This is a genomic window from Limnobacter sp., from assembly GCF_046297615.1.
GTDB lineage: Bacteria > Pseudomonadota > Gammaproteobacteria > Burkholderiales > Burkholderiaceae_B > Limnobacter.
The window spans coordinates 406,701-433,174 of sequence record NZ_JBKBHM010000002.1; the positions used below are offsets into that span (position 1 = coordinate 406,701).

General features: G+C 56.7%; 26 protein-coding genes. 10 read left to right on the top strand and 16 right to left on the bottom strand.

The window, feature by feature from the left end; translation table 11 throughout:
- Positions 1 to 31: 31 nt before the first annotated feature.
- The 6 genes from rplI to ACK4FF_RS05970 form a co-directional block, all read right to left on the bottom strand.
- A complete protein-coding gene (gene rplI, locus ACK4FF_RS05945; protein WP_409705863.1) occupies positions 32 to 484 on the bottom strand; it encodes a 50S ribosomal protein L9 in 453 nt (150 codons plus the stop codon).
- A gap of 18 nt (positions 485 to 502) precedes the next feature.
- Positions 503 to 772, bottom strand: coding sequence for a 30S ribosomal protein S18 (gene rpsR / locus ACK4FF_RS05950; protein WP_256764962.1), 270 nt, complete (start codon positions 770 to 772; stop codon positions 503 to 505).
- A gap of 21 nt (positions 773 to 793) precedes the next feature.
- On the bottom strand, positions 794 to 1,135 hold the full coding sequence (gene priB / locus ACK4FF_RS05955) for a primosomal replication protein N (RefSeq protein WP_409705866.1): 342 nt from the start codon (positions 1,133 to 1,135) through the stop codon (positions 794 to 796).
- Positions 1,136 to 1,160: 25 nt separating this feature from the next.
- The gene (gene rpsF / locus ACK4FF_RS05960) at positions 1,161 to 1,568 is read right to left on the bottom strand and encodes a 30S ribosomal protein S6 (protein WP_409705869.1); all 408 of its coding nucleotides are present in this window, start codon (positions 1,566 to 1,568) and stop codon (positions 1,161 to 1,163) included.
- A gap of 121 nt (positions 1,569 to 1,689) precedes the next feature.
- Positions 1,690 to 3,381 (bottom strand): AMP-binding protein, encoded by a 1,692-nt coding sequence (locus tag ACK4FF_RS05965; protein WP_409705872.1) that lies wholly within the window; start codon positions 3,379 to 3,381, stop codon positions 1,690 to 1,692.
- Positions 3,382 to 3,498: 117 nt separating this feature from the next.
- Complete coding sequence (locus ACK4FF_RS05970; RefSeq protein WP_409705875.1) at positions 3,499 to 4,242, bottom strand: FFLEELY motif protein; 744 nt, start codon at positions 4,240 to 4,242, stop codon at positions 3,499 to 3,501.
- 122 nt (positions 4,243 to 4,364) lie between these two features.
- On the opposite strand from ACK4FF_RS05970, the gene ACK4FF_RS05975 reads away from it, so the two are divergent.
- Genes ACK4FF_RS05975 through ACK4FF_RS05990 form a run of 4 tightly spaced genes read left to right on the top strand, consistent with a single transcriptional unit; the run spans position 4,365 to position 9,069 of the window.
- Positions 4,365 to 5,816 carry a coniferyl aldehyde dehydrogenase gene (locus ACK4FF_RS05975; RefSeq protein WP_409705878.1) on the top strand — a complete coding sequence of 484 codons (1,452 nt, stop codon included), beginning with the start codon at positions 4,365 to 4,367 and terminating at the stop codon, positions 5,814 to 5,816.
- Between the two features lie 13 nt (positions 5,817 to 5,829).
- Positions 5,830 to 6,333: a hypothetical protein gene (locus ACK4FF_RS05980; RefSeq protein ID WP_409705881.1), complete on the top strand. Its 504-nt coding sequence runs from the start codon at positions 5,830 to 5,832 to the stop codon at positions 6,331 to 6,333.
- Between the two features lie 22 nt (positions 6,334 to 6,355).
- Positions 6,356 to 7,999: a GMC family oxidoreductase N-terminal domain-containing protein gene (locus tag ACK4FF_RS05985; RefSeq protein WP_409705884.1), complete on the top strand. Its 1,644-nt coding sequence runs from the start codon at positions 6,356 to 6,358 to the stop codon at positions 7,997 to 7,999.
- Between the two features lie 59 nt (positions 8,000 to 8,058).
- Complete coding sequence (locus tag ACK4FF_RS05990; protein ID WP_409705887.1) at positions 8,059 to 9,069, top strand: esterase/lipase family protein; 1,011 nt, start codon at positions 8,059 to 8,061, stop codon at positions 9,067 to 9,069.
- Between the two features lie 22 nt (positions 9,070 to 9,091).
- Here the strand turns inward: ACK4FF_RS05990 and ACK4FF_RS05995 are convergent, their stop codons facing one another.
- Positions 9,092 to 11,074 (bottom strand): SDR family oxidoreductase, encoded by a 1,983-nt coding sequence (locus ACK4FF_RS05995; protein ID WP_409705890.1) that lies wholly within the window; start codon positions 11,072 to 11,074, stop codon positions 9,092 to 9,094.
- Positions 11,075 to 11,338: 264 nt separating this feature from the next.
- Between ACK4FF_RS05995 and ACK4FF_RS06000 the strand changes: the two genes are divergently transcribed.
- The 4 genes from ACK4FF_RS06000 to ACK4FF_RS06015 all read left to right on the top strand — a co-directional run bounded on the left by ACK4FF_RS06000 (position 11,339) and on the right by ACK4FF_RS06015 (position 14,260).
- A complete protein-coding gene (locus ACK4FF_RS06000) occupies positions 11,339 to 11,803 on the top strand; it encodes a phasin family protein (protein ID WP_409705893.1) in 465 nt (154 codons plus the stop codon).
- A 112-nt stretch (positions 11,804 to 11,915) separates the two neighbouring features.
- The gene (locus tag ACK4FF_RS06005; RefSeq protein WP_409705896.1) at positions 11,916 to 13,169 is read left to right on the top strand and encodes a patatin-like phospholipase family protein; all 1,254 of its coding nucleotides are present in this window, start codon (positions 11,916 to 11,918) and stop codon (positions 13,167 to 13,169) included.
- A gap of 144 nt (positions 13,170 to 13,313) precedes the next feature.
- Positions 13,314 to 13,982, top strand: coding sequence for a TetR/AcrR family transcriptional regulator (locus ACK4FF_RS06010; RefSeq protein WP_409705899.1), 669 nt, complete (start codon positions 13,314 to 13,316; stop codon positions 13,980 to 13,982).
- Positions 13,983 to 14,002: 20 nt separating this feature from the next.
- The gene (locus tag ACK4FF_RS06015; protein WP_409705902.1) at positions 14,003 to 14,260 is read left to right on the top strand and encodes an acyl-CoA-binding protein; all 258 of its coding nucleotides are present in this window, start codon (positions 14,003 to 14,005) and stop codon (positions 14,258 to 14,260) included.
- Positions 14,261 to 14,332: 72 nt separating this feature from the next.
- On the opposite strand, the gene ACK4FF_RS06020 is transcribed toward ACK4FF_RS06015, so the two are convergent.
- Positions 14,333 to 14,683, bottom strand: a complete 351-nt coding sequence (locus ACK4FF_RS06020; protein WP_409705905.1) for an ArsR/SmtB family transcription factor — start codon at positions 14,681 to 14,683, stop codon at positions 14,333 to 14,335.
- Positions 14,684 to 14,761: 78 nt separating this feature from the next.
- The gene (locus ACK4FF_RS06025) at positions 14,762 to 16,360 is read right to left on the bottom strand and encodes a peptide chain release factor 3 (RefSeq protein ID WP_409705908.1); all 1,599 of its coding nucleotides are present in this window, start codon (positions 16,358 to 16,360) and stop codon (positions 14,762 to 14,764) included.
- A gap of 245 nt (positions 16,361 to 16,605) precedes the next feature.
- Here ACK4FF_RS06025 and ACK4FF_RS06030 point away from each other — a divergent pair, with 245 nt between their 5' ends.
- Positions 16,606 to 17,175: a hypothetical protein gene (locus tag ACK4FF_RS06030; protein WP_409705911.1), complete on the top strand. Its 570-nt coding sequence runs from the start codon at positions 16,606 to 16,608 to the stop codon at positions 17,173 to 17,175.
- 69 nt (positions 17,176 to 17,244) lie between these two features.
- On the opposite strand, the gene ACK4FF_RS06035 is transcribed toward ACK4FF_RS06030, so the two are convergent.
- Complete coding sequence (locus tag ACK4FF_RS06035; RefSeq protein WP_409705913.1) at positions 17,245 to 19,017, bottom strand: long-chain-acyl-CoA synthetase; 1,773 nt, start codon at positions 19,015 to 19,017, stop codon at positions 17,245 to 17,247.
- A 97-nt stretch (positions 19,018 to 19,114) separates the two neighbouring features.
- Here ACK4FF_RS06035 and ACK4FF_RS06040 point away from each other — a divergent pair, with 97 nt between their 5' ends.
- On the top strand, positions 19,115 to 19,642 hold the full coding sequence (locus ACK4FF_RS06040) for a hypothetical protein (protein ID WP_409705916.1): 528 nt from the start codon (positions 19,115 to 19,117) through the stop codon (positions 19,640 to 19,642).
- On the opposite strand, the gene ACK4FF_RS06045 is transcribed toward ACK4FF_RS06040, so the two are convergent.
- From ACK4FF_RS06045 to cysS, 6 genes are read right to left on the bottom strand one after another with little or no spacing between them, the layout of a single operon-like run.
- Complete coding sequence (locus tag ACK4FF_RS06045) at positions 19,633 to 21,333, bottom strand: ATP-binding domain-containing protein (RefSeq protein ID WP_409705919.1); 1,701 nt, start codon at positions 21,331 to 21,333, stop codon at positions 19,633 to 19,635. The two genes, ACK4FF_RS06040 and ACK4FF_RS06045, sit on opposite strands and share 10 nt — an antisense overlap.
- A gap of 3 nt (positions 21,334 to 21,336) precedes the next feature.
- Positions 21,337 to 22,260: a 3'-5' exonuclease gene (locus tag ACK4FF_RS06050; protein ID WP_409705922.1), complete on the bottom strand. Its 924-nt coding sequence runs from the start codon at positions 22,258 to 22,260 to the stop codon at positions 21,337 to 21,339.
- A gap of 1 nt (position 22,261) precedes the next feature.
- Positions 22,262 to 23,281: a tRNA lysidine(34) synthetase TilS gene (gene tilS, locus ACK4FF_RS06055; protein ID WP_409705925.1), complete on the bottom strand. Its 1,020-nt coding sequence runs from the start codon at positions 23,279 to 23,281 to the stop codon at positions 22,262 to 22,264.
- Positions 23,282 to 23,294: 13 nt separating this feature from the next.
- On the bottom strand, positions 23,295 to 24,260 hold the full coding sequence (locus tag ACK4FF_RS06060) for an acetyl-CoA carboxylase carboxyltransferase subunit alpha (protein ID WP_409705928.1): 966 nt from the start codon (positions 24,258 to 24,260) through the stop codon (positions 23,295 to 23,297).
- A 10-nt stretch (positions 24,261 to 24,270) separates the two neighbouring features.
- Entirely contained in the window at positions 24,271 to 24,933 is a 663-nt protein-coding gene (locus tag ACK4FF_RS06065; RefSeq protein ID WP_409705931.1) for a DNA-3-methyladenine glycosylase family protein, read from the bottom strand.
- On the bottom strand, positions 24,918 to 26,321 hold the full coding sequence (gene cysS, locus ACK4FF_RS06070; RefSeq protein WP_409705934.1) for a cysteine--tRNA ligase: 1,404 nt from the start codon (positions 26,319 to 26,321) through the stop codon (positions 24,918 to 24,920). Before cysS ends, ACK4FF_RS06065 begins: the two co-directional genes overlap by 16 nt.
- Positions 26,322 to 26,474 lie beyond the last annotated feature (153 nt).

Genomic DNA, 26,474 nt, shown 5'->3' on the forward strand with positions numbered 1-26,474 from the left:
TTGAGTATAACCGACCCAGACAACCGTGCAATCAGGCGGCTTCGCCAACCACCAGCACTTTGACGTCAACAACCACGTCAGGGTGCAGGGCAACAGTCACCACGTGCTCACCGGCGATCTTCAGAGCGCCGTTGGGCATGCGAACCTGGGCTTTGGACACGTCCAGGCCGCTGGCTTGCAGTGCGGTTGCAATGTTGTGGTTGGTTACAGAACCGAACAGGCGACCATCCACAGCGGCTTTTTCGCTCAACTGCACAGTGTGGTCGGCCAGCTTGGCACCCAGAGCTTGGGCAGCAGCCAGTTTTTCAGCGGCTACTTTTTCCAGTTCTGCACGGCGCTCGTTGAACTCAGCGATTGCCTTTTCAGTGGCGCGCTTGGCTTTGCCGAAAGGAATCAGGAAGTTGCGGGCGTAACCGTCTTTGACGCGAACCACGTCACCCAGTTGACCCAGCTTGGGCATCTTTTCCAGAAGGATAACTTGCATGATGTTCTCCTGCTCCGATTAGTGGTTGTCGGTGTAGGGCAGCAAAGCCAGGAAGCGAGCGCGCTTGATGGCTGTGTCCAGTTGGCGCTGGTAGTGCGCCTTGGTGCCAGTGATGCGGGCAGGCATGATTTTGCCGTTTTCGCTGATGAAATCCTTCAAGGTCTCGATGTCCTTGTAGTCGATCTGCTCAACTTTGCCTACTGTAAAACGGCAGAACTTCTTGCGCTTGAACAAGGGGTTCTGCTGGGGACGACGTCCTTTGCGATCATTCTTACGACCAAAAGCCATAATGTTCTCCAAGAGTTTGGTTCAGGCTTCGCTGACCGGGCGCATGGCGCACACATGAAAGCGAAGCGATTTCGATTTGTGGGAACGAAGCGCAATAAAACCCTGCCAGTCCAGAACACTGCCCACGTCCAGACCATCAACTTGATGTGCGGCTGCCCCCATGGCCAAAGCCTGAAGCTCGCATCGCACTTGTCGGGGTTTGGTGGCTTCAAACTGGACACTGTCGTGTTCCAACTCGAATTCGCACACGGGCAAGCCTGCCGGGGTGTAACGCAACACTGATTTGCTGATCAAGCGTGCGGTTACGGTGAACTGATTCACCCCAGACTGGGCGTTTTGTTGCGTCTCATCCTCCAAATTCATTCAGACCTGACTGTGCCGAAACAACTTATTCGTTGTCGTCGGCGTCGTCGGCGTCTGCGCTGTCATCGCTGGACGCAGTGGTGGCCGCAGCCGCCTTGCGTTCCTGCTCGCGCTGCACTTCCTTCATCATTGGAGAAGGCGCAGTTTCGGCTTTCTTCATTTGAATGGTCAGGTGGCGCAGAACAGCGTCGTTGAATTTGAACGCGGTTTCCAGTTCTTCGAGAACGGCTTGGCTGCACTCGATGTTCAACAGAACATAGTGGGCCTTGGCCAGTTTCTGAATGGGGTATGCCAGTTGGCGACGGCCCCAGTCTTCGTGACGGTGAACCTTACCGCCGTTGGATTCGATGATTCCACGGTACTTCTCAACCATGGCGGGCACTTGCTCGCTTTGATCGGGATGCACGATGAATGCGATTTCGTAATGACGCATTGATAGCTCCTATGGATTTTCCAGAATTGGAAAAGCCGCCGCACCCCCGTGGCACAGCAGCAGGCAATCGAAAAGTATAGCGGGTTTTTAGCCTGCCGACAAGCCATGAAGGCTTGCGGGCTTAGGCGGCAGGCTGAGCAAGGCGTTTTTTCTCCATGTCACGCAGCTCCCGGCGCAACACTTTGCCCACAGGGCTCTTGGGCAATTCAGTCATGAACTCAACATGACGCGGGATTTTGTAGGCCGTCATGTGCTTGCGGCAATGCTCAATCAGCGCTTCCGCAGTCACCGCTGGGTCTTTTTTGACCACAAACAGTTTGACTGCCTCCCCTGTTTTACCATCAGGCACGCCAACGGCGGCAGCCTCGAACACCCCTGGGTGCAAAGTGGCCACCGCTTCAATTTCCTTGGGGTACACATTGAAGCCGGACACCAAAATCATGTCCTTCTTGCGGTCGGTGATGTAGAAGTAACCGTTTTGGTCCATGTAGGCGATATCACCGGTCTTAAGCCAGCCATCCTGCGTGAGAATCTCGGCGGTTTCGCGCGGGCGGTTCCAGTAGCCGCGCATCACCTGAGGGCCTTTCACACACAGCTCGCCTTCTTTGCCCACGGGCAACTCGTTGAAATCATCATCCCGAATAGACACCAACGTGGACGGCACCGGCAGGCCAATGGAACCGTTGTATTCCTCGTGCAGCGGGTTGATACACACCGCAGGGGAGGCCTCAGTCAGCCCATACGCCTCCGACAAACGGGTACCGGTTGTTTTTTTCCAGCGCTCAGCCACCGAGGGCTCAATGGCGGCGCCACCACCCAGCACAAGCTTGACGTGGGAGAAGTCCACCTGATCAAAGCCGGGGGTGTTCAACAGGCCATTGAACAAGGTGTTGACGCCTGTCAGGGCAGTAAAGGGAACCGCTTTGAGGGTTTTCACAAACCCTGGCAGGTTGCGGGGGTCGGTGATCATCAAGCAATGCCCACCCACCTTCATGAACACCAGCACATTGGCGGTCAGGCAGAAAATGTGATACATCGGCAAGGCCGTAATGGCGATTTCTCGGCCCTCTTCGATGTCCTGGTTCAGCCAGCTTGAAGCTTGCTGAAGGTTGGCCACAATGTTGCCATGCGTCAACATTGCCCCTTTAGACACGCCGGTGGTGCCCCCGGTGTACTGCAAGAACGCCAAGTCATCGTGGGACAAATTGACGGTTTTAAGCTCTTTGCCACGCCCCAGCGTGAGGGCTTTCCGGAAATTGATCGAACCGGACAAGTTAAATTTCGGCACCAATTTTTTGATGTGCCGCACAACGAAGTTCAACAGCAACCGCTTGAAGAACCCGTGCATTTCTCCAAGTGTAGTCACAACAAGATATTCTACAGGCGTGTTTTTCAACACTTTTTCCAGTGTAGAGGCCACACCTTCATAAACGACGATGGCCTTGGCACCTGAATCGCGCAGTTGGTGCTCCAACTCGGTGGGCGTGTACAGCGGGTTGACGTTGACCACCACAAAACCAGCGCGGATGGCACCCAGCATGGCCACTGGGTACTGCAGCATGTTGGGCATCATGAGGGCGATGCGATCGCCTTTTTTCATGCCGGGCAAGGACTGAAGGTAAGCACCAAACTCACGGGTTTGCGCCTCAAGCTGCGCATAAGTCAGCGCAGTCCCAAGATTGCTGAATGCGGTATTTTCAGGGAACTTGGTACAAGATTGCTCGAAAATATCGCGAATTGAGCCGAACTGAGCCAGATCAACCTGCTCAGGCACGCCGGGCGGATAGCTCTGGATCCACGCATTGTCAGTCACTTCAGTCTCCTTGGGGGTGCGCACCACCGGCTGTTATCCGGGGCACGGGTTTTATAAGAATTGGACGCCCTGCCAACTGTAAATCTGATCGAAGAGCACGGATTTTAATTCACTGGCTCACTTCGTGCCAATCCAGAGGCCAAAAGGATGTTCAGCGCCACTCACAATCGCCTCATGAATAGCCGTTTCGCGGTCCACCAGGGTGGTGAAATACCACTCCGGGTCGTCCAAGGTACGGAATGCGGCCACACCTTTGGCCAGAAATTGGTGGAATTCGCCCAAGCCTGCTCGACGGGCTTTGCCCTCGGTCATCTTCAGCAGTGCACCCAGCATGGGTAAGCGCATCAGCTTGACCAAGGATCGACCGACCGCCTTCACCATGTGAACCTGGCGTCGCCGTAACTCATGGTGCCCCACGGCCCGGTAGGCTTGAAGGTAGGTTTTCACATCCAGTAAATTATCATCTATGCCGCCTATTCCTTTGATCAATAAAGCCATTGATACATCCATCTGCTCAGCCAGATAGTCCATGGCAATCACCTCACCCACCACGTGGGCCATGGCATTGGGTAGGTATTTTTCTAGTTTGGGTAACACGCGGCCCACCTGCTGATCGCGCAGTGTGAAGTCGCGGTCCGCGTACAGCTCCTCCAAAAAGAACAGGCTTGCGCTGCGGGTGGATTCATCTTCAAGTAAATCCTGATGTGTACAGGCCAAACGTTTATTTTGAAATTGTTTTAGACCTTTCAATGTAAGGGCTAGTCGTTCGTCGCTCTGGGTACTCAGACGCAGATTGCTCAAGGCAGCATGCAGTTGGCTGGGGCTTAAACCATCGGGTGGGGTCACTGAGGTAATGCTCACGTCATTGTCCTGAAAATCGGGTCAAAACCACACGGAAATGCCGCAGCGCAACATGCGCGACCCGTGGCGAATTGACTGAAAGTATGTTTACATCCGTTAATGGATCTTTGGAGACAGACCCCATGAATGCACCTAGCACCCATTTGGGCCAAGAATTGTCAGCCGCAGAGCTGAAGGCCACCCTTGAAAACCTGCGTCAAGCCTACCGCATCAACCCCTACCCGTCGTGGAACCAGCGCAAAGAGTGGCTGCAAAAGCTGGCGGACATGGTGTACGACAACAAAATGGCGTACGCGCAAGCGATCTCTGAAGATTTTGGCTACCGCTCGGTCAACGACACTTTGCTGGCGGAGGCATTCCCCAGCCTTGAAGGCATTCGCCACGCGATTGCCCATGGCAAATCATGGATGAAGGTCCGCAAGGAAAGCGCCAGTATTTGGTTCAAGCCCGGCAGCACCCTGTTGATGCCCCAGCCTTTGGGCGTCATCGGCGTCATCGTGCCTTGGAACTACCCCCTCTACTTGGCCGTTGGCCCGATGATTGCCGCCTTCACCGCAGGAAACCGGGCTTTCGTAAAAATGAGCGAATACACCCCCAAGTTCAGCGCCTTGCTGGAACAAACCTGCGCAAAGTACCTTGGGCGTGATTTGGTACAGATCGTCAACGGGGGCCCCGAAGTGGCGGCCGAGTTCTCCCGCCTGCCCTTCGACCATATTTTGTTCACCGGCTCAACGCAAGTGGGCAAGATGGTCATGCGCGCAGCAGCTGACAACCTGGTGCCAGTGACGCTGGAATTGGGCGGCAAGAGCCCCACCATCATCAGCGAAACTACCGCTGCCAACCCTGGCCGCCTGAAGAACGCCGTAGCACGCACCATTTCCGGCAAATCGATCAATGCCGGGCAGACCTGTATTGCACCTGACTACCTCATGGTGCCAGAAGGCAGTGAGGAACAAGTGCTGAGCGCTGCGCGCGAGATTGTCGCCAAGCGCTTCCCGCAAGGGGTGCTGTCGCCCGACTTCACCGGCATTGTGTCTGACCGGCACATGAGCCGCCTGCAGCGGCTGGTGGATGAAGCCGCAGAACAAGGCGCCCGCGTGGTGAACCTGATGAAAACCGGCGACAACCCGGGCCGCAAGTTCCCGCTGACGTTCGTGTTCAATGCCAACCCGGAATCCGGCTTGATGAACGAGGAAATCTTCGGACCAGTGCTGCCCGTCATCACTTACAAGCGGCTGGAAGACGCACTGGCCTATGTCAATGCCCGCCCCCGCCCACTGGCACTGTACCTGTTCGACGACAACGCCAAGACTCAGCAAATGGTGCTTGAGCAAACCATCGCAGGCGGTGTTTGCCTGAATGAAACCTTGTTCCACATCGCCCAGGAAAACCTGCCATTCGGCGGCGTCGGCGATTCTGGCATTGGCCATTACCATGGCAAGTTCGGTTTTGACGCCATGAGCAAACTGAAACCCGTGTTCAAACAGGCTCGCTTCAACAGTGCTGAACTGCTCGCGCCCCCCTACGGCGCGCTGTTCAAGAAGTTGACTGAAGTGCTGACCCGGAAGGTGTAAAGCAAGCCACACCATGCAAAGACGAACACTGCTGAAGTTTGGACTCGCCGGTCTGTTCATGGCCGGCGGGGTGGGTTGGCTTGGTCGCCAATTTGCCAAGGTGGAGGTGATTGCGGGGCAATCCGTGGTCACCGACGCACACCGGCCCATGTTGAAGGCCTTGGCCAGCGCCATACTCGACGGCGCTGCCCAGCCGGACCAACTGGATCGGGCGGTCAACCAGTTCATTGTCGCCAGTCACGTCTTGGCCCCTGAGGCACAAGCTGAATTGGGGCAACTGCTCAACATCTTGACTAACCCCGTAGGCTGCAGGCTGATTGCCAGCCTCGATCAGGATTGGGCAAACACCAGCCCTGGTCAGGCTGCGCACTTTCTTCAGGAATTCAGGCGTCACCCTGTTCCCGCGCTACAACCCGGTTACCACGCCTTGCATGATCTGATGTTTGGCGCGTGGTACGCCGAGCCCGACACTTGGCAAGCCATGGGCTATGAGGGCCCTCCCTTCAAACTCGCCTGACCGCACTGACTGTTCTCCAACCATGATTCCAATCAACACTCAGGCCACGCAGGGCCTGGTCAACGACCCTATGGCCGATGGCATTGCTTCGGGCTGGAAAGCCTTTGAAGCCCACAGCCGTGAACTACCTGCCAACATCAGCGTGGACGTGGCCATCATAGGCACCGGCGCGGGTGGCGGCATCACGGCCGAGCTGTGCGCCAAAGCAGGTTTGTCCGTGCTGCTGATCGAGGAAGGCCCCTTGAAAAGTTCCCGCGATTTCAAAATGCGAGAGTCCGAAGCCTACGCGTCCTTGTACCAAGAGGCCACAGGCCGAAAAACTGCTGACAAAGCCATCGGCATTTTGCAGGGGCGAGCGGTGGGTGGCTCCACCACTGTGAACTGGACTTCCAGCTTCAGAACCCCCACAGACACCCTGAACCACTGGCAGAGTGAATTCGGGCTGTCGGACTACACCACCGACGCACTGGCCCCCTGGTTTGAACAGGCTGAGCGCCGCTTGAATGTGTCCGACTGGGCTGTGCCCCCCAATGAGAACAATGACATCCTGAAAAGGGGCGCCGAAAAGCGCAACATCAGTTGGGGTTACATTCGGCGCAATGTGAATGGCTGCTGGAACTTGGGCTACTGCGGCATGGGCTGCCCCACCAACGCCAAGCAATCCATGTTGGTCAGCACTATCCCCACCGCGCTGGGCCTGGGCGCACAATTGATCGCAGGTTTGCGCGCGCAAGCCTTCAGTTTCGAGGGACGGCGTATCAAGGGCCTGACCTGCGCAGTGATGAACCCGGATGGCGTGCTGCCCAGCGGGCGGACGGTTCAGGTGACGGCCAAACACTTTGTGTTGTCGGGTGGGTCCATCAACAGCCCTGCCCTGCTGCTTCGGTCCGGGGCACCTGATCCCTACGGTGTTCTGGGCAAGCGGACTTTCCTGCACCCGGTGGTGGTGTCAGCCGCCAAAATGAAAGAGCCCGTGCGGGCTGACGCCGGAGCGCCGCAGACGGTGTACAGCGACCATTACCTGCACACCCAAGCAGTGAACGGGCCACTGGGCTTCAAGCTGGAAGCCCCGCCGCTGCACCCGGTCATTTTTTCGTCCATCATGCCCGGCTTTGGCCCGTCACACCGGGCCATCATGACCCAGTTCAACCACATGCACATGCAACTGGCCCTGATCAGGGACGGTTTTCAGTCGGGCAGCGTGGGCGGGCAGGTTCACCTGCAATCCGATGGGTCGCCTGTGCTTGACTACAAACTGACCCCTGCCATTTGGGACGCCGCGCGTCGCGCATTGCGGGCCATGGCCGAGTTGCAGCATGCCGCAGATGCAGAGTTCACCTTACCGGTTCACGATTTGGCCACGCCTGCGAAATCGCTGGACGAAGCGCTCAGCCAGATCGACAAACTGGAAATGAAACCGCTATTGATGAAGGTGATGTCAGCGCATGTGATGGGCGGATGCGGCATGGCCAGCAACGACAACAAAGGCGTCGCCAGCCCTGAAGGCCGCCACTGGCAAATTGAAAACCTCTCGATTCACGATGGCTCGCTGTTCCCAACAAGTATTGGAGCCAATCCTCAATTGTCCATCTACGGAATTGTCAATAAACTGACCCAGAACATGCTTAAAGATGTGATGGGCGTCACCCCCACCCCGCTGGCATGACCGACACACAGGCTCACCCCATGAGCCTGTGTCCGCTTTGACTTCATCCGTGCTGCCTCGTGATACGTACCCTGAACCGCTTGTATTGGGTGGCCTACCTGGCCGTGGCTTACCTGGTTTATCTGCTGTGCCGGGTATTGTTGGGCTGGACTGTCGATGATGCGCTGTTTCTGGCGATGTCGCTGGTGTTTGGTCTGGTGTTCCTGGCCCATGTCGGCTTCAACATCTCTGGCTTTGCCCTGTCCTTCAGTGTCAGACAGTTGCCACCCGTCAAAGCCAAGTTACTTGCCTTTCACAGCACAGGCGCGGACGAACTGAAACGATTGACTGCGCTTCAGTGGGTTAAAGCGGTTTGGGCTGAAAGCGTGGCCAGCTACCGCCTGCTGATGCTGGGCCAGCCTTGGCATCGGTTGCCCGGCGTAACGGTGGGGCACAAACAATGGAAACGCAACAAGCCACTGCCGGTGCTGCTGATTCATGGCTACCTGTGTAACGCAGGGGTGTGGACAGCAACCCGCAGCATGCTGGACAAGGCCAACATCAGCCACCACGCCATCACTTTGGAACCGGCGATTGGGTCGATCCGCAAATACCCGGGCCAGATTCAACGCGCCATTGACGACTTGCTGGCTGCAACCGGTGCGCCGCAGGTTTGCATATTGGCGCACAGCATGGGGGGTGTGGCGGCGCGATATTACGTGACGGAGTACGGCGACGAACGCATCGCGAGCATGTTGTCGCTGGGCAGCCCACATTACGGCACAGCGCTGTCGTCCTTGGGCATCGGTAAAAACGTGCGGCAAATGGCTTGGGGCAGTTTTTTCCTCAGACAATTGCGGTCAAACCCGCGAGACGCCGCTTTTCAACGGAAGGTGATTTCCCTGTGGACCCCGCAAGACAACATCGTCTGCCCGCCGGCGTCCAGCAAGCTGGAATTTGCCCGAAACATTGCAGTGCCGGGGTGCGGGCATGTCAGCCTGGTGACACACCCTTTCACGGAACAGCTCATACTCAACTGGCTGAATGAACACCGTGCGGAGTACAGCGCCCCGATGCACATCGAGCGCTGAACCCCGAACACCCGAACCCCATTTAGAAGTGAATACCCTGCAACAGGGTGGAGAATGCCACCTGGTCTGCTGTAGGCGCACCACCCTTGCGCCCTGAACTGGCGTCCGAGTCCGGGAACATCCTGAACGAGGTGTTCATCAGAATCTGCGCTGGCCGGGGCACCAAGGCATGCATCACTTGACCAAGCACGCCCAACCGGGTGGCCATGCGCACGGGCTTGTGAATCACGGCTTGGGCAATCATGTCCGCAGCTTGCTCGGGGGTTAAGGTGGGCACGTTGTTGTACAGCTTGGTGGGCGCAATCATGGGTGTGCGCACCAAGGGCATGTTGATGGTAGTGAAATGAATGTTCAAGTCGGCAAACTCGGAAGCCGCACAGCGGGTCCATGCGTCCAGCGCCCCTTTGGAGGCCACATAGGCCGAGAAGCGCGGCGCATTGGTTAACACACCGATGGAGGAGATGTTGATGACATGCCCCCTGCGCCGCTCTTTCATCATCGGCAACAATCCATACGTTACCCGCAAGGCGCCAAAGTAGTTCAACTGCATGGTGCGTTCAAGGTCGTGGAAACGGTCGAAACTGTTTTCAATGGCCCGGCGTATGGATCGGCCCGCGTTGTTGATCAACACATCCACATGGCCGAAGTCTTTGATCAACTGGGCAACGAAGCGGTCACAGTCGGCGAGATCAGCGATGTCAGCCACATACGTGTGTACAGAGTTGCCCTCCCCTTCAATCAAGGCTTTGGCTTCATCCAGCTTTTCAGAATCACGCCCGCAGATGATGGTGATTGCACCAGCGGCAGCAAACTTCTGCGCAGTGGCCAAACCAATACCCGATGAGCCCCCGGTAACCAGCACAACCTTGCCCTTGACGGTGCCGCTCAAACTGCGGTCCACGGACAAATCGGGGTCCAGGTGGCGCTCCCAGTAATCCCAGATCACCCAAGCGTAATCCTCAAGCCTTGGGCATTCAATGCCGCTGCCTTCCAGCGCGGCCAAGGCATCCCGGCAGTCGTATCGGGTGGGCCAGGTAATGTAAGAGAACACCTCCTCGGGTAACGCCAAGTCCTTCAAAATCGCGTTTCGGATCCGGCGCACCGGCGTCAACGACATCAGGCCTTTCTTCAAGGCACCGGGAATGAAACCAAACATGGCGGCATTGAGCCGCATTTCCATTTTCGGTGCATGGGCCGCTTTGGCGAAAATGTTGAGCACATCGCCAATGCGGTGGGGTTGTGGGTCAACGAGGTGGAATGCCCGCCGATCAAGCCCGGGCTTGTGGGCAATGTGGTCCAAGGCGTTGACCACATAGTCAACCGGCACAATGTTGATTCGCCCGCCTTCCACGCCAATGGTGGGCACCCAGGAGGGCAACATGCGCCGCATCTTCTGGATCAACTTGAACATGTAGTACGGTCCGTCGATTTTGTCCATTTCCCCCGTGGTGGAATCGCCCACCACCATGGCCGGGCGGTAAACACGCCAGGGGGTTTTACACTTGCTGCGAACCACACCTTCGGAATCGTGCTTGGTGCGAAAGTACGGATGGCTCAGGTTTTCGGCTTCTTCGAACATGTCCTCACGGAAAATGCCCTCGTACAGGCCAGCGGCCGCGATTGAAGACACCATCTGGAAACATCCGGCACCTATGGCATTGGACAGGTCCACCGCATGGCGGGTCCCTTCCACATTGGTTTTCACCTGGCTTTCCGCATCAGCGGACAAATCATAAATGGCGGCCAAGTGGAAAAAATGGGCCACATTTTTCTGCAACAGCTTGATGTCTGCGGCACTGACGCCCAACTTGGGTTTCTCAAGATCACCCACAATCGGCACGCACTGGCCCTTCTTGGCCCCCCAATACTGCTGCAGCTCGGGCACTTTGGGCAGGCTGCCTTCCCGGATCAAAAAATAGATGGTGCCCTTTCGTTTGCTCTGAATCAGCCGCTTGACCAGTCGCTTGCCTATGAACCCGGTCGCCCCGGTCACAAAATAGTTCATGCCTCACCTCTCTTCTGATTGTTGGAAACGATCGGGCTGTTGTTTGCGCCCTTGTCGTCGAAAGTTCACTATACGCCGACCCACCGTGGTTCACCTATTGGGGGCATCCTCAGGCCATCGGTCTGGCCATGAGACCGGTTTCACTCGTAAAAACCCCATTGGGGTTTAGTGTGTGTGCTCTACCGGTGCATCGATAAACTATTAGAATGAAGAGATAACACCTTGCACCAAGTTGAAGCAGGTGGCCACCAGGAGAGACAAACCATGAGTAGCAGAAAAAAAGCAGCGGGCCTCGACAGCTCGCTCAAGGGCGCGGTCGACAGCGCCCAACAACTGCTGACAGCGGGACTGGGTGCAATTACCAAAGCCCAGGAAGAAAGCAACCGGGTCATTGAAAACCTGGTTAAAGAGGGACAGGAAATTCAGGAGCGCACAGTGAAGTTTGCAAATCAGAAAGTGGTTGAAGTCACCGGTGAAGTCACCGACAAGGTCAGCAAGTTGGCCGGTTCGGTCTCCAGCAAAGCCACCCAACACTGGGACAAGCTGGAACAAGTGTTCGAAGAGCGCGTCGCCCGTGCCTTGGGCCGCCTGGGTGTCCCAACCAACAAAGACGTGCAACAACTCTCTGAACGCATCGACCAACTGTCTGCCGCCATCGCCCAACTGACCGCCAAAAAAGACGACGCTGCCCCGGCCAAAAAACCGGCTCGCGGCAAGAAGGGCGAATAAACCCCCAGTTTGGCCTTTGTCACGACACGCAACGAACCGGCTTTAAACTAGCCGGTTTTTTGTGTGTGCCCCCGCGTACGCGCGTGAACCATTACGGCCCTTGAGTTCGCAGATGACTGAACACACCCAACAAGCAAACATCGGCCTGGCACTGGCTGGTGGCGGCCCTCTGGGCGCGATTTACGAAGTTGGGGCCCTGGTGGCCCTGTCCGAGGCCATCGACGGCCTGGACCTGAACAACATGAAGGTGTATGTCGGCGTTTCGGCCGGCGGCATTGTGGCCACAGGCCTGGCCCACAACCTGACACCCCACCAGATTTTCCAATTGTTTATTGAGGGCGAGCCTGAAGAGTTTGCTTTTGACCCATCGCTTCTGCTGAAACCCGCCGTCAAAGAATACTGGATGCGCCTGCGCAAAATTCCAGGCTTGTTGGCCACCGCGGTGTCCGATTATTTCCTTCGCGACGATGCCACTTGGGTCAGCTGTGTGGAACGACTGGGTGCAGCCATTCCGACGGGTCTGTTCAATGGAGACCACCTCCACGAATGGATGGCCGACATCATCGCCAAGGGCGGAGGTACCAACGACTTCCGCAATCTGAAGAATCGCCTGATTCTTGTCGCAACTGATCTGGATTCGGGTGACTCCATCCCTTTTGGTATGCCGGGGCACGATGACATTCCAATCTCCAAGGCGGTCCAAGCCTCAGCGTCTTTGCCCGGTCTGTTCCCGCCCGTACGTATCGGCAACCGTTACTACGTGGACGGCGCACTGAAAAAAACCCTGCATGCCTCAACCGCACTGAAAGAAGGTGTGGACCTGTTGCTGTGCTTGAACCCTTTGGTGCCTTACGATGACAGGCTGAACCCAAGGAATTCACGGCGCCGGGCTAAAGGCAAAGCATTCCAGCCAGGCGCACGCCTGTATGAAGGTGGGTTACCTCTGGTGCTGTCGCAAACCTTCCGGTCGATCATCCATTCCCGGATGGACATCGGCATGGAACGCTATGCCCACATGTACCCCAAGGCTGACATTGTGCTGTTTGAACCCCAGCACGGCGATGGTGAATTCTTCTTCACCAACCCGTTCAGCTACGCCAGCCGCAGGCGCCTGTGTGAACACGCCTACCAGCGCACGCGCGAGGAGTTGTGGAACCGCCGTCACGACCTGGCCGAGCGCTTTGCGCGTCACGGCCTGGAACTGAACCTGGAGGTGTTGAAAGACCCGACCATGCGCCTGACCGCCAAGCCCAACAAGCGCCCTGCCCGCACGGGTTCGATGGTCTCCAAGTTCGATCAGCTTGAAGATTCTCTGAACGAGTTGGACCGTTACCTGCGTATTGCAAAAACACGTCAGACGGTGTGAAACACAGCCGTGGTTTTCCCCGAGCCCTTTTGTATGACGGGCGAAAACCACGTATGCTTACAACTTGAAAAATAACAAATGACTGCCTCCCGGGGATACGCAGCAACAGCGCGCTGTCCGGGTTTGACAGGAGACGACCCCACGATGGAACGCAAGCCTCCACGCCGTACCCGAGAACGGATCCTTGATCTGTCGCTGCGGCTATTCAACGAGTTCGGCGAACCCAACATCACCACCACGGTGATTGCGGACGAAATGAACATCAGCCCGGGCAACCTGTACTACCACTTCCGCAACAAGGACGACATCGTCAACAGCATTTTCGCCAGTTTCGAGAAAGAAATTGACGGCCTGCTGGATGTTCCGGGCAACAGACAGGCGAACATCGAAGATGCATGGCTGTACCTTCAGGTGTCGTTCGAACTGATTTGGCGCTACCGCTTTCTGTACCGCGACTTGAACGACCTGCTCTCACGCAACCGCACCCTTGAAATTCATTTCAAGCGCATCTTGAAGCACAAGGTGGACGTGGCCCGTCGCTTGTGTGAAGGCCTGGTTGAGTCGGGGGACATGATGGCCTCGCAGACCCAGATCAACGCCTTGGCCACCAATATGGTGGTCGTTGCCACTTACTGGCTGAGTTACGAATACGTTCGTGACCCACGCCACTTCAATGACGAAACCACCATGAGCGCCGCCCTGGCCAATGGTGTGTATCAAGTCATGTGCCTGCTGGCCCCCTACCTGCAAGGCAACGCCAAGGAACTCTTCGAGAACCTGGCCCAATCCTTTATTTCTGACGACAATACTTAAAATACGCTGGAGACTTACCCATGAGCGACCTCAAGAGCCGTTTTGACCAAGCGGTGGCCGATTCCAAAACATTGCCGGCACGCCCCGACAACCAAACCCTGCTGAAAATTTACGCCTTGTTCAAACAGGCTTCAGAAGGCGACAACACCGGCAAGCGCCCAGGCTTTACCGACATTGTTGGCCGCGCCAAATATGACGCCTGGAAAGGCCTGGAAGGCACCAGCAAAGACCAGGCGATGCAAAACTACATCGACCTGATCGAATCGCTGAAGAAGTAATTCGCAGTCAGCCGCAAATAGAAAAGGCCTCCAACCGGAGGCCTTTTTCATGGATGGTTGACCAAAAGCCGCTTATGCGCCGGAGGAGCGAAAGTAATCGCCCAAGGCTTTTGGATCGGCGGGTGCCGCATCAACCCGAGAGGCCACATGCACACACACCGTTCTACACAACTCAACCACGGTGGGCTCTTTCACGGTGTACATCACCAGCGTGCCTTCCTTGCGCCGGCCCAGCACCCCGGCACGGTACATGAGGTTCAGATGACGGGACACGTTGGACTGTGTTGACTCAACCTGCTCCACAATGTCATTGACCGACTTTTCACCATCGCACAACGCACGGATGATCTTCAGCCGCGTAGGCTCGGAAAGCACCGCAAAATAGCCAGAAACCTGTTCCAGCAAAGCATCAAGTTCGTTCATGTCAATGGAGTTGTCCAGAACAAAGGTCTTAAGCGCACTGTAACACCTTGGCCACGGGGCGTGTGAGCAAGTCCGTCATTATTTGGCGAGCAACAGGCCCGCATGCTCGCGCATCGGGTGGAATTCAATGGCTTCCCACCGCTTCTGCACCACGTCGAGGTCAAAACGGGAGGTGGCTAAAAACGCCAGCGTGTCTGCGGCGTCGGTCACCATGCGCCCCACGTTGGCGTCCGAAAAGCGGCGAAGGTCGGTGGGGTTTTTGCTGGTTACCCAACGCGCGCAACTGTATCGGCTGGGCATCAGGCGCACATCAACGCCGTACTCATTCTTCAAGCGAGAGGCCACCACCTCAAACTGCAACTGGCCAATGGCGCCCAACAGCATTTCAGACCCCATCATGGGCTTGAACACCTGAATTGCACCCTCTTCGCCCAATTCCATCAGGCCCTTCTGCAGTTGTTTGCTGCGCATGGGGTCTTTCAATTCAACCGCGGCAAACAACTCCGGCGCAAAGAATGGCAAGCCTGTGAACTGAAGCTGTTCGCCCTCACTGAGGGAGTCGCCCAGCTGCAAGCCACCGTGGGTGGTCAGGCCGATGATGTCACCCGCATAGGCTTCGTCCACGCGGTCGCGCCGCTGGGACAAAAACGTCACCACACTGGTGGGGCGGAAATCCTTCCCGGTGCGCAGCACCTTGAACTTCATGCCGTGCTCAAACTTGCCAGACAGCACGCGCACAAACGCGATGCGGTCGCGGTGGGACGGGTCCATATTGGCCTGAATTTTAAAGACCACGCCCGTGAATTTGTTCTCATCGGGTTGAACCACCCGCTCTATGGCTTGTCGGGGGCCTGGGTGAGGCGCCACATCAACCAGCGCGTCCAGCACTTCCTGCACACCAAAGTTATTCACGGCAGAGCCAAAAAACATCGGGGTCTGCTGGCCAGCCAGAAAGGCTTGCGGGTCGAATTCGGGCGCTGCGGTCTTCACCAAATCGATTTCCTGCTCAGCCACTTCGAATTCAGCACCAAACCGGCGGCGCAGTTGCTCGCGGTCGTCGCCATCAATGGCTTCATCATCCTCGCGGCGGCGGTCTTCACCGGGCGAAAACACGCGCATGCGGTTTTTTCGAATGTCGAAAATGCCATGGAACAGCTTGCCCTGCCCCACGGGCCAAGCGAATGGCACACAGGGAATGCCCAAGGTGCTTTCAATTTCATCCATCAGCACCAGGGGCTCGCGCACTTCACGGTCCAGTTTGTTCACAAAGGTGATGATAGGAGTGTTGCGGGCGCGACACACTTCAATCAGCCGCAGGGTTTGTGGTTCCACACCGTTGGCCGCGTCAATCACCATGAGGGCCGCGTCCACAGCGGTTAATACACGGTAGGTGTCCTCGGAGAAGTCCTGGTGGCCCGGGGTGTCCAGCAAATTGATGATCTGGTCACGGTATTCCATCTGCATCACGGATGAGGCCACCGAAATACCCCGCTGCTTTTCAATCTCCATCCAGTCCGAAGTGGCGTGCCGGGAAGCCTTTCTGGCCTTCACGCTACCGGCGATCTGAATCGCACCCGCGAACAGCAACAGCTTCTCGGTCAGTGTGGTTTTACCCGCATCCGGGTGGGAAATGATGGCGAAAGTGCGTCGGCGCTTGACTTCGGAGGGAATGGACACAGCGATTCAAACAATTGGAAAAGCCGTGATTTTACACAGGAATTCATCGAACAATCGTTTTATTTTCATCAATGACTTTGTGCAGTGCAGAGTGAGTCAAATGCCTCAAAGGGATGCGCCAGATCTGTGATTTTTCAGTCTTTTTAGTATAGAGCCTCAGGTTCAAACACTTTCATTGAGAAATTGATTTGCCTATAGTGACCCCTGTCACGACTTAAGACCACCGCTACCCCAAGGAGAACACCATGACCACATTTTCCAAAACTGCTGAATTGCTGAGCAAAACCAACACCGAAATCAAAGCCCAACACCAAGTGGCTGCCAAGGCCCTGAACAGCCTGGTTGAAGCACAATTCGGTTTGCTGTCTCAAGGCCTGGGCAACGCCTTTGCCGCCGCTGAAAAGCTGCCAATGGCCGACAAGCCCCTGGTTGCCAAAACACGCACTGAAGTTAAGCAAGGCCTGGAAAAAGTGGTTGGTGTTAGCCAGGCTTACACTCAAAAAGGTGTAGAACTGTTCGAAACCCAATTGCCCGTGGTGATCGACAAAGGCTTCTCCTACGCAGCGCTGGCCCTGTCCCAAGCTGAATCCATCGCTGAAAACGTGGTAACCCTGAGCGTGACTGCTCTGGAACAAGCCAAGAAAAACGAAGCGCTGAAGCCAGCCATTGCTCAAGCCGAGCAAATCGCTGAGCAACTGTTCAAGAAGCTGGGCGTGAAAGCTGAAGAAGCAGCCAAGCCCGCCAAGAAGCCTGCTGCCAAAAAGGCCGCTCCACGCGCCAAGAAAGCTGCAGCAGCTCCCAAGGCTTCTGTGTAAGTGATGCGTTGATTGCCCGTACGCGGGCAAGCCAATAAAAAACCCCGCTTCGGCGGGGTTTTTTATTGCTCACTGAACCAGCGCACGATACTGCCTACCGCGTGAATCCCAAGCGTAGAGGGGGCCGTGAACGCGATTTGGGTCGATACCATCGCGTTTCAGGTCCGACTTCTGATACTTGAAGGTGCCAGTGGTCTGCGCCTGATCCAGCAAACGCACATATTGGGGAATGGCGTAGCTGGGCAAATGGGCGCTGACATACTCTGCAAGCCCTGACCAATCCACCGCTTTGCCCTCTTTGGTGCTGATCGCCGCCATGCCTGCACGGCCATCCGAACCGGGCACCTGCACCCCGTACACCACGGCGTGCTCAATCCAGGGCAATTTGGCCAAGGCCCCTTCCACTTCCGAGGTGGCCACGTTCTCGCCTTTCCAGCGGAAGGTGTCACCCAGCCTGTCCACGAACTGGACATGGCGCCAGCCCTGGCGTCGCATCAAGTCGCCCGAGTTGTACCAACAATCGCCTTGGCTGAACACATTGCGCAACAACTTGCCCTCATTGGCCTTGGGGTCGGTGTACCCATCAAAGGGGCGAAGCCGGGTCACTTCGCTGATCAACAGCCCCACCTCCCCCAGTTTCACGTCGGTACAACGCCCATGGCTGTCGCGAATCACCTGTTCCGTGTCCGGGTCACACGCCACAATGCGATACGGCATGGGGCAAAAACCCACGGTTTCACGCAAGCCAAAAGCATTCATGAACCCCAGATTCGATTCGCTGGCCCCATAGAATTCGAAAATCTGCTCAATGCCAAAGCGGGCTTCGAAATCGGCCCACAGTTCTGGCCGTAAGCCATTGCCGGTGATGAAACGGATTTCGTGGTTCTGGTCATTCTCATTGGGCACTTGGTTCAACAGGTAGCGCAACAACTCGCCGATGTAACAGAAGGCGTTGGCGTTGTAGAAGCGGATACGCTCCCAGAAGCGGCTCGCGCTGAACTTTTCATCCAGCGCCATGCAGGCACCGGCAGCGATGACCATACCCAATGACACCGTGAGTGCATTGTTGTGGTACAGGGGCAAACAGCAATACAACACCTCCTGATTGGACAGGCGCGTGGCCGATTGCATGCCGTACATGGCCTGCAGCCATCGGTAATGGCTCATCACAGAGGCTTTGGGCAGCCCGGTGGTACCCGAGGTGAAAATATAGAAGCAAGGTGACTTGGCTGTCACTTCAGAGGCCTCAATCAATGCGCGCGGGCTCTGTACCGTCCACAACTCCTTGAAGTTGCTGTACGCCAAGCTGTCAGAGGCCCCTTCAAACCCAGCGACCTCCACGCCGGCCAGCCGCTCGGGGTGGCTTTGTTGCAAGGCCTTCAAAATGGCCAAACCATGGGCGCACGCCAACACCAACGCCGGTTTAACGAGGCTCAGGCTGTGCGCTTGCACATCACCCTGCTGATTGGGGTTCAGCAATGCAGACACGGCCCCAATTTTGGCCGCTGCAATCACCGCGATCACCGTTTCCCAGCGGTTCTTGGACAGAATACCCACCACACCACCACGCTTCACGCCCAAGCTGATGAAGGCTCGGGCCATCTGGTTGGCCATGGCATCAGCTTCTTGATAGGTGAAAGTCTTGGTTTGGTCCCTCAAAAAGGGCCGATCGGCATGGGCCTGGGCTTGAGACTCAAACACCGTGGCCAACGACACACGGCGTTGTGGCCTGAGCAAGGCCATATTGACCATGTTGGGAACCAGGCGGGGAACATCCGGCAAATAAGCCAAAGCGCCTTTGGCAATGTCCAGCACGGACACAGTTTTGGGTCCTTGTCCCATTTTGAGCGTCTCCACAGGTTTTACAGTGTGTTTTTTGTTACGGAACAAGATACACTCCTCGAGTCAACGCGTTTTATCCATCCGTCGTTTTTCATTCATGTCTTTTGTACGCCCCGCGTTCGTTGCTGCCATGCGAGTGCTTCCACCCAAGCTGAGTCAAATTCTGGGCACGCTGCTCTTGACGGCGGGGCTGGGTGTGGCCACAGACGCTTTGGCCCGCAGCTATGTCGGCTACACGGGCAAGCCTTGGGTGAATGATTACGGGGTCTTGTTCGGTGAATGCAAAGCTGCACAAATTGCCCAGTTGCTCAAGGCAGGGGCTTTTGATCAGATGGCTTTGGTGGACAACGATGTGAATTGGCAGGCCCTTCTGCCCTCAGGCACTACCGAACCAGCCCGTCGCATTGACTCCCACTGTTTTGCGCACACCCTTGAATTGGTGCCTTCCGGGCAAGCTGTGCGCTGGCTGAACCCTGTCAGTGGGAACGGCCTGTACATTTACCCCGGCCCTAAATCGGACACCTGCCGCAGCTACTTGGGCGTGCTGGCAGTGAATGGGCAAAAAAACAAATTCCGGGGCGAAGCGTGTGTCATTAGTCCTGGGGTCTGGCGCATTCAACCCTGACCTTGCAACACCTTGAGCTTGGCCAAAGTGCCCACCGAGGCTACTACCACCAAGTACAGGGTGGCCCGGGTCATCGCTACAAACAGTTTGCGAAACTCGGTGTCGTTCATCTCTTCCAGTTGCAACTCGGTCAGCACCACGGCCTGCGCAGATTGCCCTTTGAACCTGTACACGGACTCAGCCAGCACAGCCCCCTGCGAGAACACATGCCGCCCCTGGGCATCCACCTGGCCCGTGTAATGGGCCAGGCTGTGTGGCCCAAGCTGGGCCAGACGCAACACCTGTGACTTCTCATGCCCGCGCCAACTCAACACAGCGACATGGCTGCGATCAAACCCCATCTTCAGGCATTGGGTGACAGCGCGCGCGGTGACGGCAGGAATATCGGCAGCATGTTCATAGCCCAACCACTGAACTGGCCAACCATCCACCGGGCAAGCGGATTCCGGGTTGAACAACTCTGGGCTGTTGAGCGTGAACAAGGGTTTGATGTGGTCCAAAGCGGCCAGAACTTGCCGAGGGTTCCGATAGTTCACCGGCACGGTTAACCCCATCCAGCCCGGCAAATCCACTGGCTGCTTACCGTAAAGGTTTTGGGCCGGGTCTTCCAACCACAGCCAGCGGCTTGCCGGGTGCGCAAGGCGCTCAAGCACGGCCACCCAGCCCTGTTCGAAGTCCTGCCCCTCGTCCACCACCACAGTGTCAAACACCCAGCGCAAGTCTTGGCGCAAACCCAATACCTGCTCAGGCAAACGGTTGAACACGTCAGGCTGGCTGTAATCCGGCTCAATTCCAGCGTCTTTCAACAGCCTGTCGCACAAAGCATGGAAATTCCACACTTGGGCACCCAACCATTGATGTTCAGCCACCAGCGTCTGCAAATGCACCGCCAAAGGCCGGTTGTAACACACCACCAACACACGCTCTCGCCGCGCGTGGGCCTGTTGCAATTCCTGCAAAGCGAGCAAGGTTTTGCCACACCCGGCGGTGCCCGTCACACGAAGGCGAAAAGGTTGGGCACTCAAACGCGACACCCATTGCGGCAACCCTTGCGACAAGCGAGTTATCAGGGTGTCGGCACTCAAGGCCAAAGCGCCCACTTCGGGCACCAAGGTCAGTTCATTGCTCAAGAATGCCTGTATCTGGCGAAGGCTGGCTTGCTCAGAGGGCAGCTTGGCGGGTACTGAAACCACGGGTCGATTGGCCAATTGAATGACTCTGAAGGCCAAGGCATCCCTGTCGCGGGAATCGACCACCAACTCGGGCTCAAGGTCCAACCCCTGAACATTGGGTACCAAAAAATCGGGGCAATACACCATGCCCAGCGCATTCAAGGCACTGCCATACTGTTTGGTGAACTTGCTTCGAAGCAAATCAAGCTGTGCGGTCAACTGGGTGAACACGTCCTCATGGCCATCGCCAGCGCGCTTGATCAGTCGGCCTTGCTGCCCTTGCAACAGGCCTGTTTTCATCAGAATGCAGATCATCAGCCCAGCCGGTGTCACCACCAAAAACTGAAGCCGGCCGAGCACTGTGCACTGCTCGTCCAGACGAGTCCAATGCAAACCATGATAAACCGTGAAATCAGCCGGCAACCCCTGAGCCAAGGCCTTCAGAACTGACTCTTGCCGCGCTGCCTGCGCATCCAGCGGCAAGGCATCGGGGCGAGTACTCGGAAAGACTTGGGCCAAGGCTTACACCTCCTTGAACTGCTGTTTGACCGGGTCTGCGGAATACCTGTCCAAGCCACCACGGGTTCGAAAACCCAGCAGGATTTTTTGGTTGGTTTCATACACCTCGGTGCGCAACCACTCAATCACTTCCTTGCCCTGTGCAAATCCAACAGCCCGATACTCCCAAACACGCTCCTCGCCATTCCATCGAAAGCCTCGAAGCTTCATGGCTTCCTTCTTTTCAAACGGTGCTTTCAGTGCAGCGATTTCATAGATGGATTCGTGCATGCCCTCGAAGATGACTTGAAACGGCATGCGTTGCGATTCTTTCAATGGGCGAGCAAGTACATGCACCAAGGCGTTGCAATCTTCCACCGCGCGGTGGGCGCCGTGATAAAAACCGCATTCCGACAACAGGGCATCCAGCCGCCTGGCTTGGTAGCCCTCCTGGTTCCAGGGCACTTCCTGAAAACTACAGGCCCAAGGCACCTCGGCAAACCGCGGAAAACGGCGCACCAAAAACGGTTTGTCAAACGCAGCGTTGTGGGCCACGACCACTTGCGCGACGTCCAACAGTGCCAGCAACTCATCGTCGTTGAAGGTTTGACCCTCCACCATCTCGTTGGTGATGCCATGGATGGCCGTGCTTTCAGCGGGTATCGGGCTGCGTGGTGCTTCCAAACCGCCGTACTGACCCAGCACCCGGCCAATCTGGCCTGTTTCGCCATCCACCTCCACCAGCAGGGCACCGACTTCGATAAGCTCTGCATTGCTCAGTTCAAGACCAGTAGTCTCGGTGTCCACCACAAGCACCTTCACAGGGTGCTCGACTTTTGCACCGAAAGACGCTCTGGTTTGAATGCGGCGAAGCACCTTGAAGTTGCCGCTCGACTCCAGCCATTGGGCCACCAACTCGGGCTCAAAGCCGTTCAGATCCTGTTCCATGTCACTCCTGTGTAACCACGCTGGCCCAACCACGATGCACCCGAACCGCCCAGCCCGCTTTGACTTGCCGCACCCCGCCCTTGTCGGTGTGCGTCAACTGGCGATGCAGTTCAATGAGGGCATCACGCCCACAACGAATACCGTGCTGACCCAACCATGTGTGCAGTATGTCACGCTGCAAGGGCTCCTCGAGCATTTGCCATGCAGCAAGTTTCAATCGGCCTTGCTGGTCCAGCAGTTGGTCCAGAAGCGGCCCCTGTGTGGCATCCCGTTGGGCGAAAAATTCCTGAAAATGCTCAGCCAGGCGCAACACCGCGTGGTCGGTCTGGGGAAACTCACTGCGCAACTGCGGCAACATCACCTCCCTCAGCCAATTGCGGCGCAATGACACATCGCTGTTACTGGGGTCGTCCACACACGGCAGGCCCGCCAAAGCAACGCAGGTGCGCAGGTCTTCTTTGCTCCATTGCAGCAGAGGGCGAATCAGTTGATGTGAGTACTGCGCCGAGGGCCATGGCCCCAAAGGCGGCATGCCGGCGATGCCCCTCAAACCAGATCCACGAAGCAATTGCAGCAGCACCGTTTCAACCTGGTCGTCACGGTGGTGGCCTAACCACAGTTGTGTAATCCCGGAGTCCAACATCCATTGACCGATCGCCGCATACCGGGCCGCGCGGGCCTGGGCCTCAAGGCCGGTGCCGTCGCTTCGGTCGACGTGGACTGTCAATACCGTGAGGGGCACACCCAGCATCGCGCACACCCGCCGACAATGCGCAGGCCAATCAGCGGCAACGTCTTGAAGCTGGTGGTTGACATGGACCGCCTGAACGGGCAGACCCAATTTGGTCATGGTGTGCAGGAGGGCTGTTGAATCCATACCGCCCGAATACGCCACTGCCACAGGGCCTGTTGTGGTTTGATTGGGCGTACTCGGATCAGAATTGGCTGCGCTGCGCCACCCGGCCAGCACCGCTGCTTGCAATGCCGACTGAAGCGACTCGGCCTGAGGGTCCAGGCTCATGGTCTGAGCCTGATCAGGCTTGCACCACCTTGAAATGCCCGTAGCTCATCAAGCGGTCGTGGCGGGCATCGAGCAATGTGGATGTTTTGTAGGTGGTCAGCACATTCAAGGCCGCCTTGATGGACGCCTTCAGATTGTTCGCCGTTTGCTGGTGGTCGCGGTGTGCGCCACCAAAACTTTCTTTGACAATCTCCTGAATCAAGCCGAGGTCACGCAGTCGCTTGGCGGTCACCGCCAGCGCCTCAGCGGCGTCGGGCGCACGTTCGGCACTGCGCCACAGGATGGATGCACACCCTTCGGGGGAAATCACGGAGTATGTGGAGTACTCCAGCATAATGACATGGTCGGCCACGGCCAGTGCCAACGCACCACCCGAGCCACCTTCACCGATGATTGCACTGACAATGGGCACTTGAATCTGTGCCATTTCAATCAGGTTACGGCCAATCGCCTCAGACTGGCCCCGCTCCTCTGCGTCAATGCCGGGAAAAGCCCCCGGGGTGTCCACCAGAGTCACAATCGGCAAGCCAAATTTTTCAGCTGTTTTCATCAAACGCAAGGCTTTGCGGTAGCCTTCTGGCCGTGACATGCCGAAGTTGCGGCGTGTACGCTCTTTCACATCGCGACCCTTCTGGTGACCAATCACCATCACCGCCTCACCATCCAGGCGCGCCGGTCCGCCAACAATCGATTCGTCATCGGCGAAATGGCGGTCGCCGTGCAGTTCATGGAAATCGGTGAAGGCGTGTTCAATGTAATCCAGCGTGTAAGGCCGTTGTGGATGACGGGCCACCTGCGACACCTGCCAAGGGGTCAGCTTGGCGTACAGCTCTTTGGTGAGCTGATCACTTTTGCCTTCAAGGCGACGAATTTCTTCAGACAGGTCCACCGCCGAGCCGTCCTGAACCAGGCGCAGCTCATCAATCTTGCCTTTCAATTCGGCAATCGGTGATTCGAAATCAAGAAATGTTTGCTTCATGAGGATCTCATTAGTAGTCGACGACCACCGGGTCCAGACTGCGCCACAGGTACCAGGCGGCTACGGTGCGCCAAGGTCGGCATGTTTCCCCGAATTGTAGTGCTTCTTGAGGCCCAACGGGCTGGCCTTGTAGGAATTGTCGCGACAAGGCTTTCTGTACGCCCAAATCATCCACCGGCCAAATGTCAGGGCGTCGCAGACAAAACATCATGAACATTTGGGCTGTCCATGGGCCTATTCCCTTGATTTGACACAAATGTCGGCTGCAGGCCTCATCGTCCAGTGCCTGCAAAGCATCCAAACTCAATTGGCCGGCTTGGTCAAATTCGCTGAGGGCACGTGCATAAGTCACTTTGGCGCGGGACAAACCCGCGGCTCGCAAAGCTTCATCACTGCACGCCAGCAAAGTGGAACTGTTGAGGCTACCCCCCAAACATTCCACCACCCTGCCCCACACCGCATCAGCCGCCTTCACCGAGATTTGCTGGCCAATCAGCGAGCGCAGCAACGTTTCATACGGTGCGCCCCGAGAACGCAAGGCCCGGTCGTTGTGGGCCTGAATCAGCAAAGCCCACGTTGGGTGCAAAGCGGACAAGGCGGAACAGGCCTCATTCCAATAACTGGGTGCCTGTTCGTCGTTGGAAAAACTGTGGCGGGTCAGGTTCTTCGCCATTGGGTGGGCCCGCCGCGCACGTCTTCCAGCACGACACCTTGCTCCAGCAACGACTGACGAATGGCGTCGGCTTTGGCGAAATCCCGGTCGGCCTTGGCCTGTGCACGCTGGGCGATGTAGTCCTCGATATCGGCTTCGGACAGGCCAGCCTGTTCACCCACAGTGGCCTTCTGGAAAGCCTCGCCCGTGCGCTCCAACAAACCCAGCACATTGGCCAGCGCCTTCAGACGGCCGGCCAAAGCCGAGTCATGGGTGCGGTTGATGGCATTGGCCATCTCGAACAGCACCGACACGGCCATCGGGGTATTCATGTCGTCATTCATGGCCTGCGCGAAACGGGCTTCGTAGTCGTTGGACCAATCCAACTGTTCTGCAGCCACCGCATCACCGATGGCTTTGTACAAGCGGCCCAACGAAGCGCGAGCGTCCTGCACATGCGCTTCCGAGTAGGTCAGCGGGCTGCGGTACTGCGCCCTCAGAATGAAAAAGCGAACCACTTCAGGGTCGTAGACATTCAGAATGTCGCGGATGGTGAAAAAGTTGCCCAAGGACTTGGACATCTTTTCTTCCTGCCCATTGGTTTCCACGCGAACAAAACCGTTGTGCATCCAGTGACGGGCAAACTCACCCCCGTTGGCCCCAACGCTTTGGGCAATCTCATTCTCATGGTGGGGAAATTGAAGGTCTGCACCGCCGCCATGAATGTCGAACTCATTGCCCAACAAAGCGCAACTCATGGCTGAACATTCAATGTGCCAGCCTGGCCGCCCTTCGCCAAACGGGGCGTCCCATTTCGCATCGGCGGGTTCTTCGGGTTTGGCACGTTTCCACAGCACGAAATCCAGAGGGTCTTGTTTGCTGTCAGAGACTCCAACCCGCTCACCGGCGCGCAGTTCATCCAGGCTTTTGCCGGACAAACGCCCATACTGAGGAAAAGCACGCACTGAGAAATTCACATCACCGCTGTCGTCCTGATAAGCCAGGCGCTTGGTCATCAGCGTTTGGATCATGGCCTGCATCTGGGCCACGTACTCTGTAGCCCTGGGTTCATGGTCGGGCCGCTCAATACCCAGCGCATCGGCGTCTTCATGCATGGCCGCAATGAATCGGTCAGTCAATGCCCGAATGCTTTCACCGTTTTCAAGGGCCCGGCGGATAATTTTGTCATCGATGTCGGTAATATTACGAACATAGGTGACCTTGTAGCCTTGGGCGCGTAACCAACGCTTGAGCAAGTCGAACACCACCATGACCCGGGCATGCCCCAAGTGGCAAAAGTCATACACAGTCATGCCGCAGACATACATGCGCACATGGTTAGGGTCAATGGGCTTAAAGGCCTGTTTCTGACGAGCCAGCGAGTTGTAGATATGAAGCGACGAAGTCATGGTGTGGGTGAACGGCGGTTGAAGCGGGGCTGTCGCCAAAAACCGGCTTTGGACCGGACTTGATGAACCATTCAACCCGCTTTAGGGCTTGCTACAATAGCCGTCGAGTATATCATTTAGCCGGACAGCGGTATTTCCGTTCCGGGCCTCTCG

Coding starts and splice junctions, on each gene's coding strand:
- ACK4FF_RS06015 (WP_409705902.1), top strand. CDS start 14,003: ATGAGCGACCTCAAGAGCCGTTTTGACCAAGCGGTGGCCGATTCCAAA.
- rpsF (WP_409705869.1), bottom strand. CDS start 1,568: ATGCGTCATTACGAAATCGCATTCATCGTGCATCCCGATCAAAGCGAG.
- ACK4FF_RS05975 (WP_409705878.1), top strand. CDS start 4,365: ATGAATGCACCTAGCACCCATTTGGGCCAAGAATTGTCAGCCGCAGAG.
- rpsR (WP_256764962.1), bottom strand. CDS start 772: ATGGCTTTTGGTCGTAAGAATGATCGCAAAGGACGTCGTCCCCAGCAG.
- ACK4FF_RS06050 (WP_409705922.1), bottom strand. CDS start 22,260: ATGGAACAGGATCTGAACGGCTTTGAGCCCGAGTTGGTGGCCCAATGG.
- ACK4FF_RS06060 (WP_409705928.1), bottom strand. CDS start 24,260: ATGAAGCAAACATTTCTTGATTTCGAATCACCGATTGCCGAATTGAAA.
- ACK4FF_RS06040 (WP_409705916.1), top strand. CDS start 19,115: ATGTCTTTTGTACGCCCCGCGTTCGTTGCTGCCATGCGAGTGCTTCCA.
- ACK4FF_RS06000 (WP_409705893.1), top strand. CDS start 11,339: ATGAGTAGCAGAAAAAAAGCAGCGGGCCTCGACAGCTCGCTCAAGGGC.
- ACK4FF_RS06035 (WP_409705913.1), bottom strand. CDS start 19,017: ATGGGACAAGGACCCAAAACTGTGTCCGTGCTGGACATTGCCAAAGGC.
- cysS (WP_409705934.1), bottom strand. CDS start 26,321: ATGACTTCGTCGCTTCATATCTACAACTCGCTGGCTCGTCAGAAACAG.
- rplI (WP_409705863.1), bottom strand. CDS start 484: ATGCAAGTTATCCTTCTGGAAAAGATGCCCAAGCTGGGTCAACTGGGT.
- priB (WP_409705866.1), bottom strand. CDS start 1,135: ATGAATTTGGAGGATGAGACGCAACAAAACGCCCAGTCTGGGGTGAAT.
- ACK4FF_RS06030 (WP_409705911.1), top strand. CDS start 16,606: ATGACCACATTTTCCAAAACTGCTGAATTGCTGAGCAAAACCAACACC.
- ACK4FF_RS06005 (WP_409705896.1), top strand. CDS start 11,916: ATGACTGAACACACCCAACAAGCAAACATCGGCCTGGCACTGGCTGGT.
- ACK4FF_RS06020 (WP_409705905.1), bottom strand. CDS start 14,683: ATGAACGAACTTGATGCTTTGCTGGAACAGGTTTCTGGCTATTTTGCG.
- ACK4FF_RS06065 (WP_409705931.1), bottom strand. CDS start 24,933: ATGGCGAAGAACCTGACCCGCCACAGTTTTTCCAACGACGAACAGGCA.
- ACK4FF_RS06010 (WP_409705899.1), top strand. CDS start 13,314: ATGGAACGCAAGCCTCCACGCCGTACCCGAGAACGGATCCTTGATCTG.
- tilS (WP_409705925.1), bottom strand. CDS start 23,281: ATGAGCCTGGACCCTCAGGCCGAGTCGCTTCAGTCGGCATTGCAAGCA.
- ACK4FF_RS05985 (WP_409705884.1), top strand. CDS start 6,356: ATGATTCCAATCAACACTCAGGCCACGCAGGGCCTGGTCAACGACCCT.
- ACK4FF_RS05980 (WP_409705881.1), top strand. CDS start 5,830: ATGCAAAGACGAACACTGCTGAAGTTTGGACTCGCCGGTCTGTTCATG.
- ACK4FF_RS05995 (WP_409705890.1), bottom strand. CDS start 11,074: ATGAACTATTTTGTGACCGGGGCGACCGGGTTCATAGGCAAGCGACTG.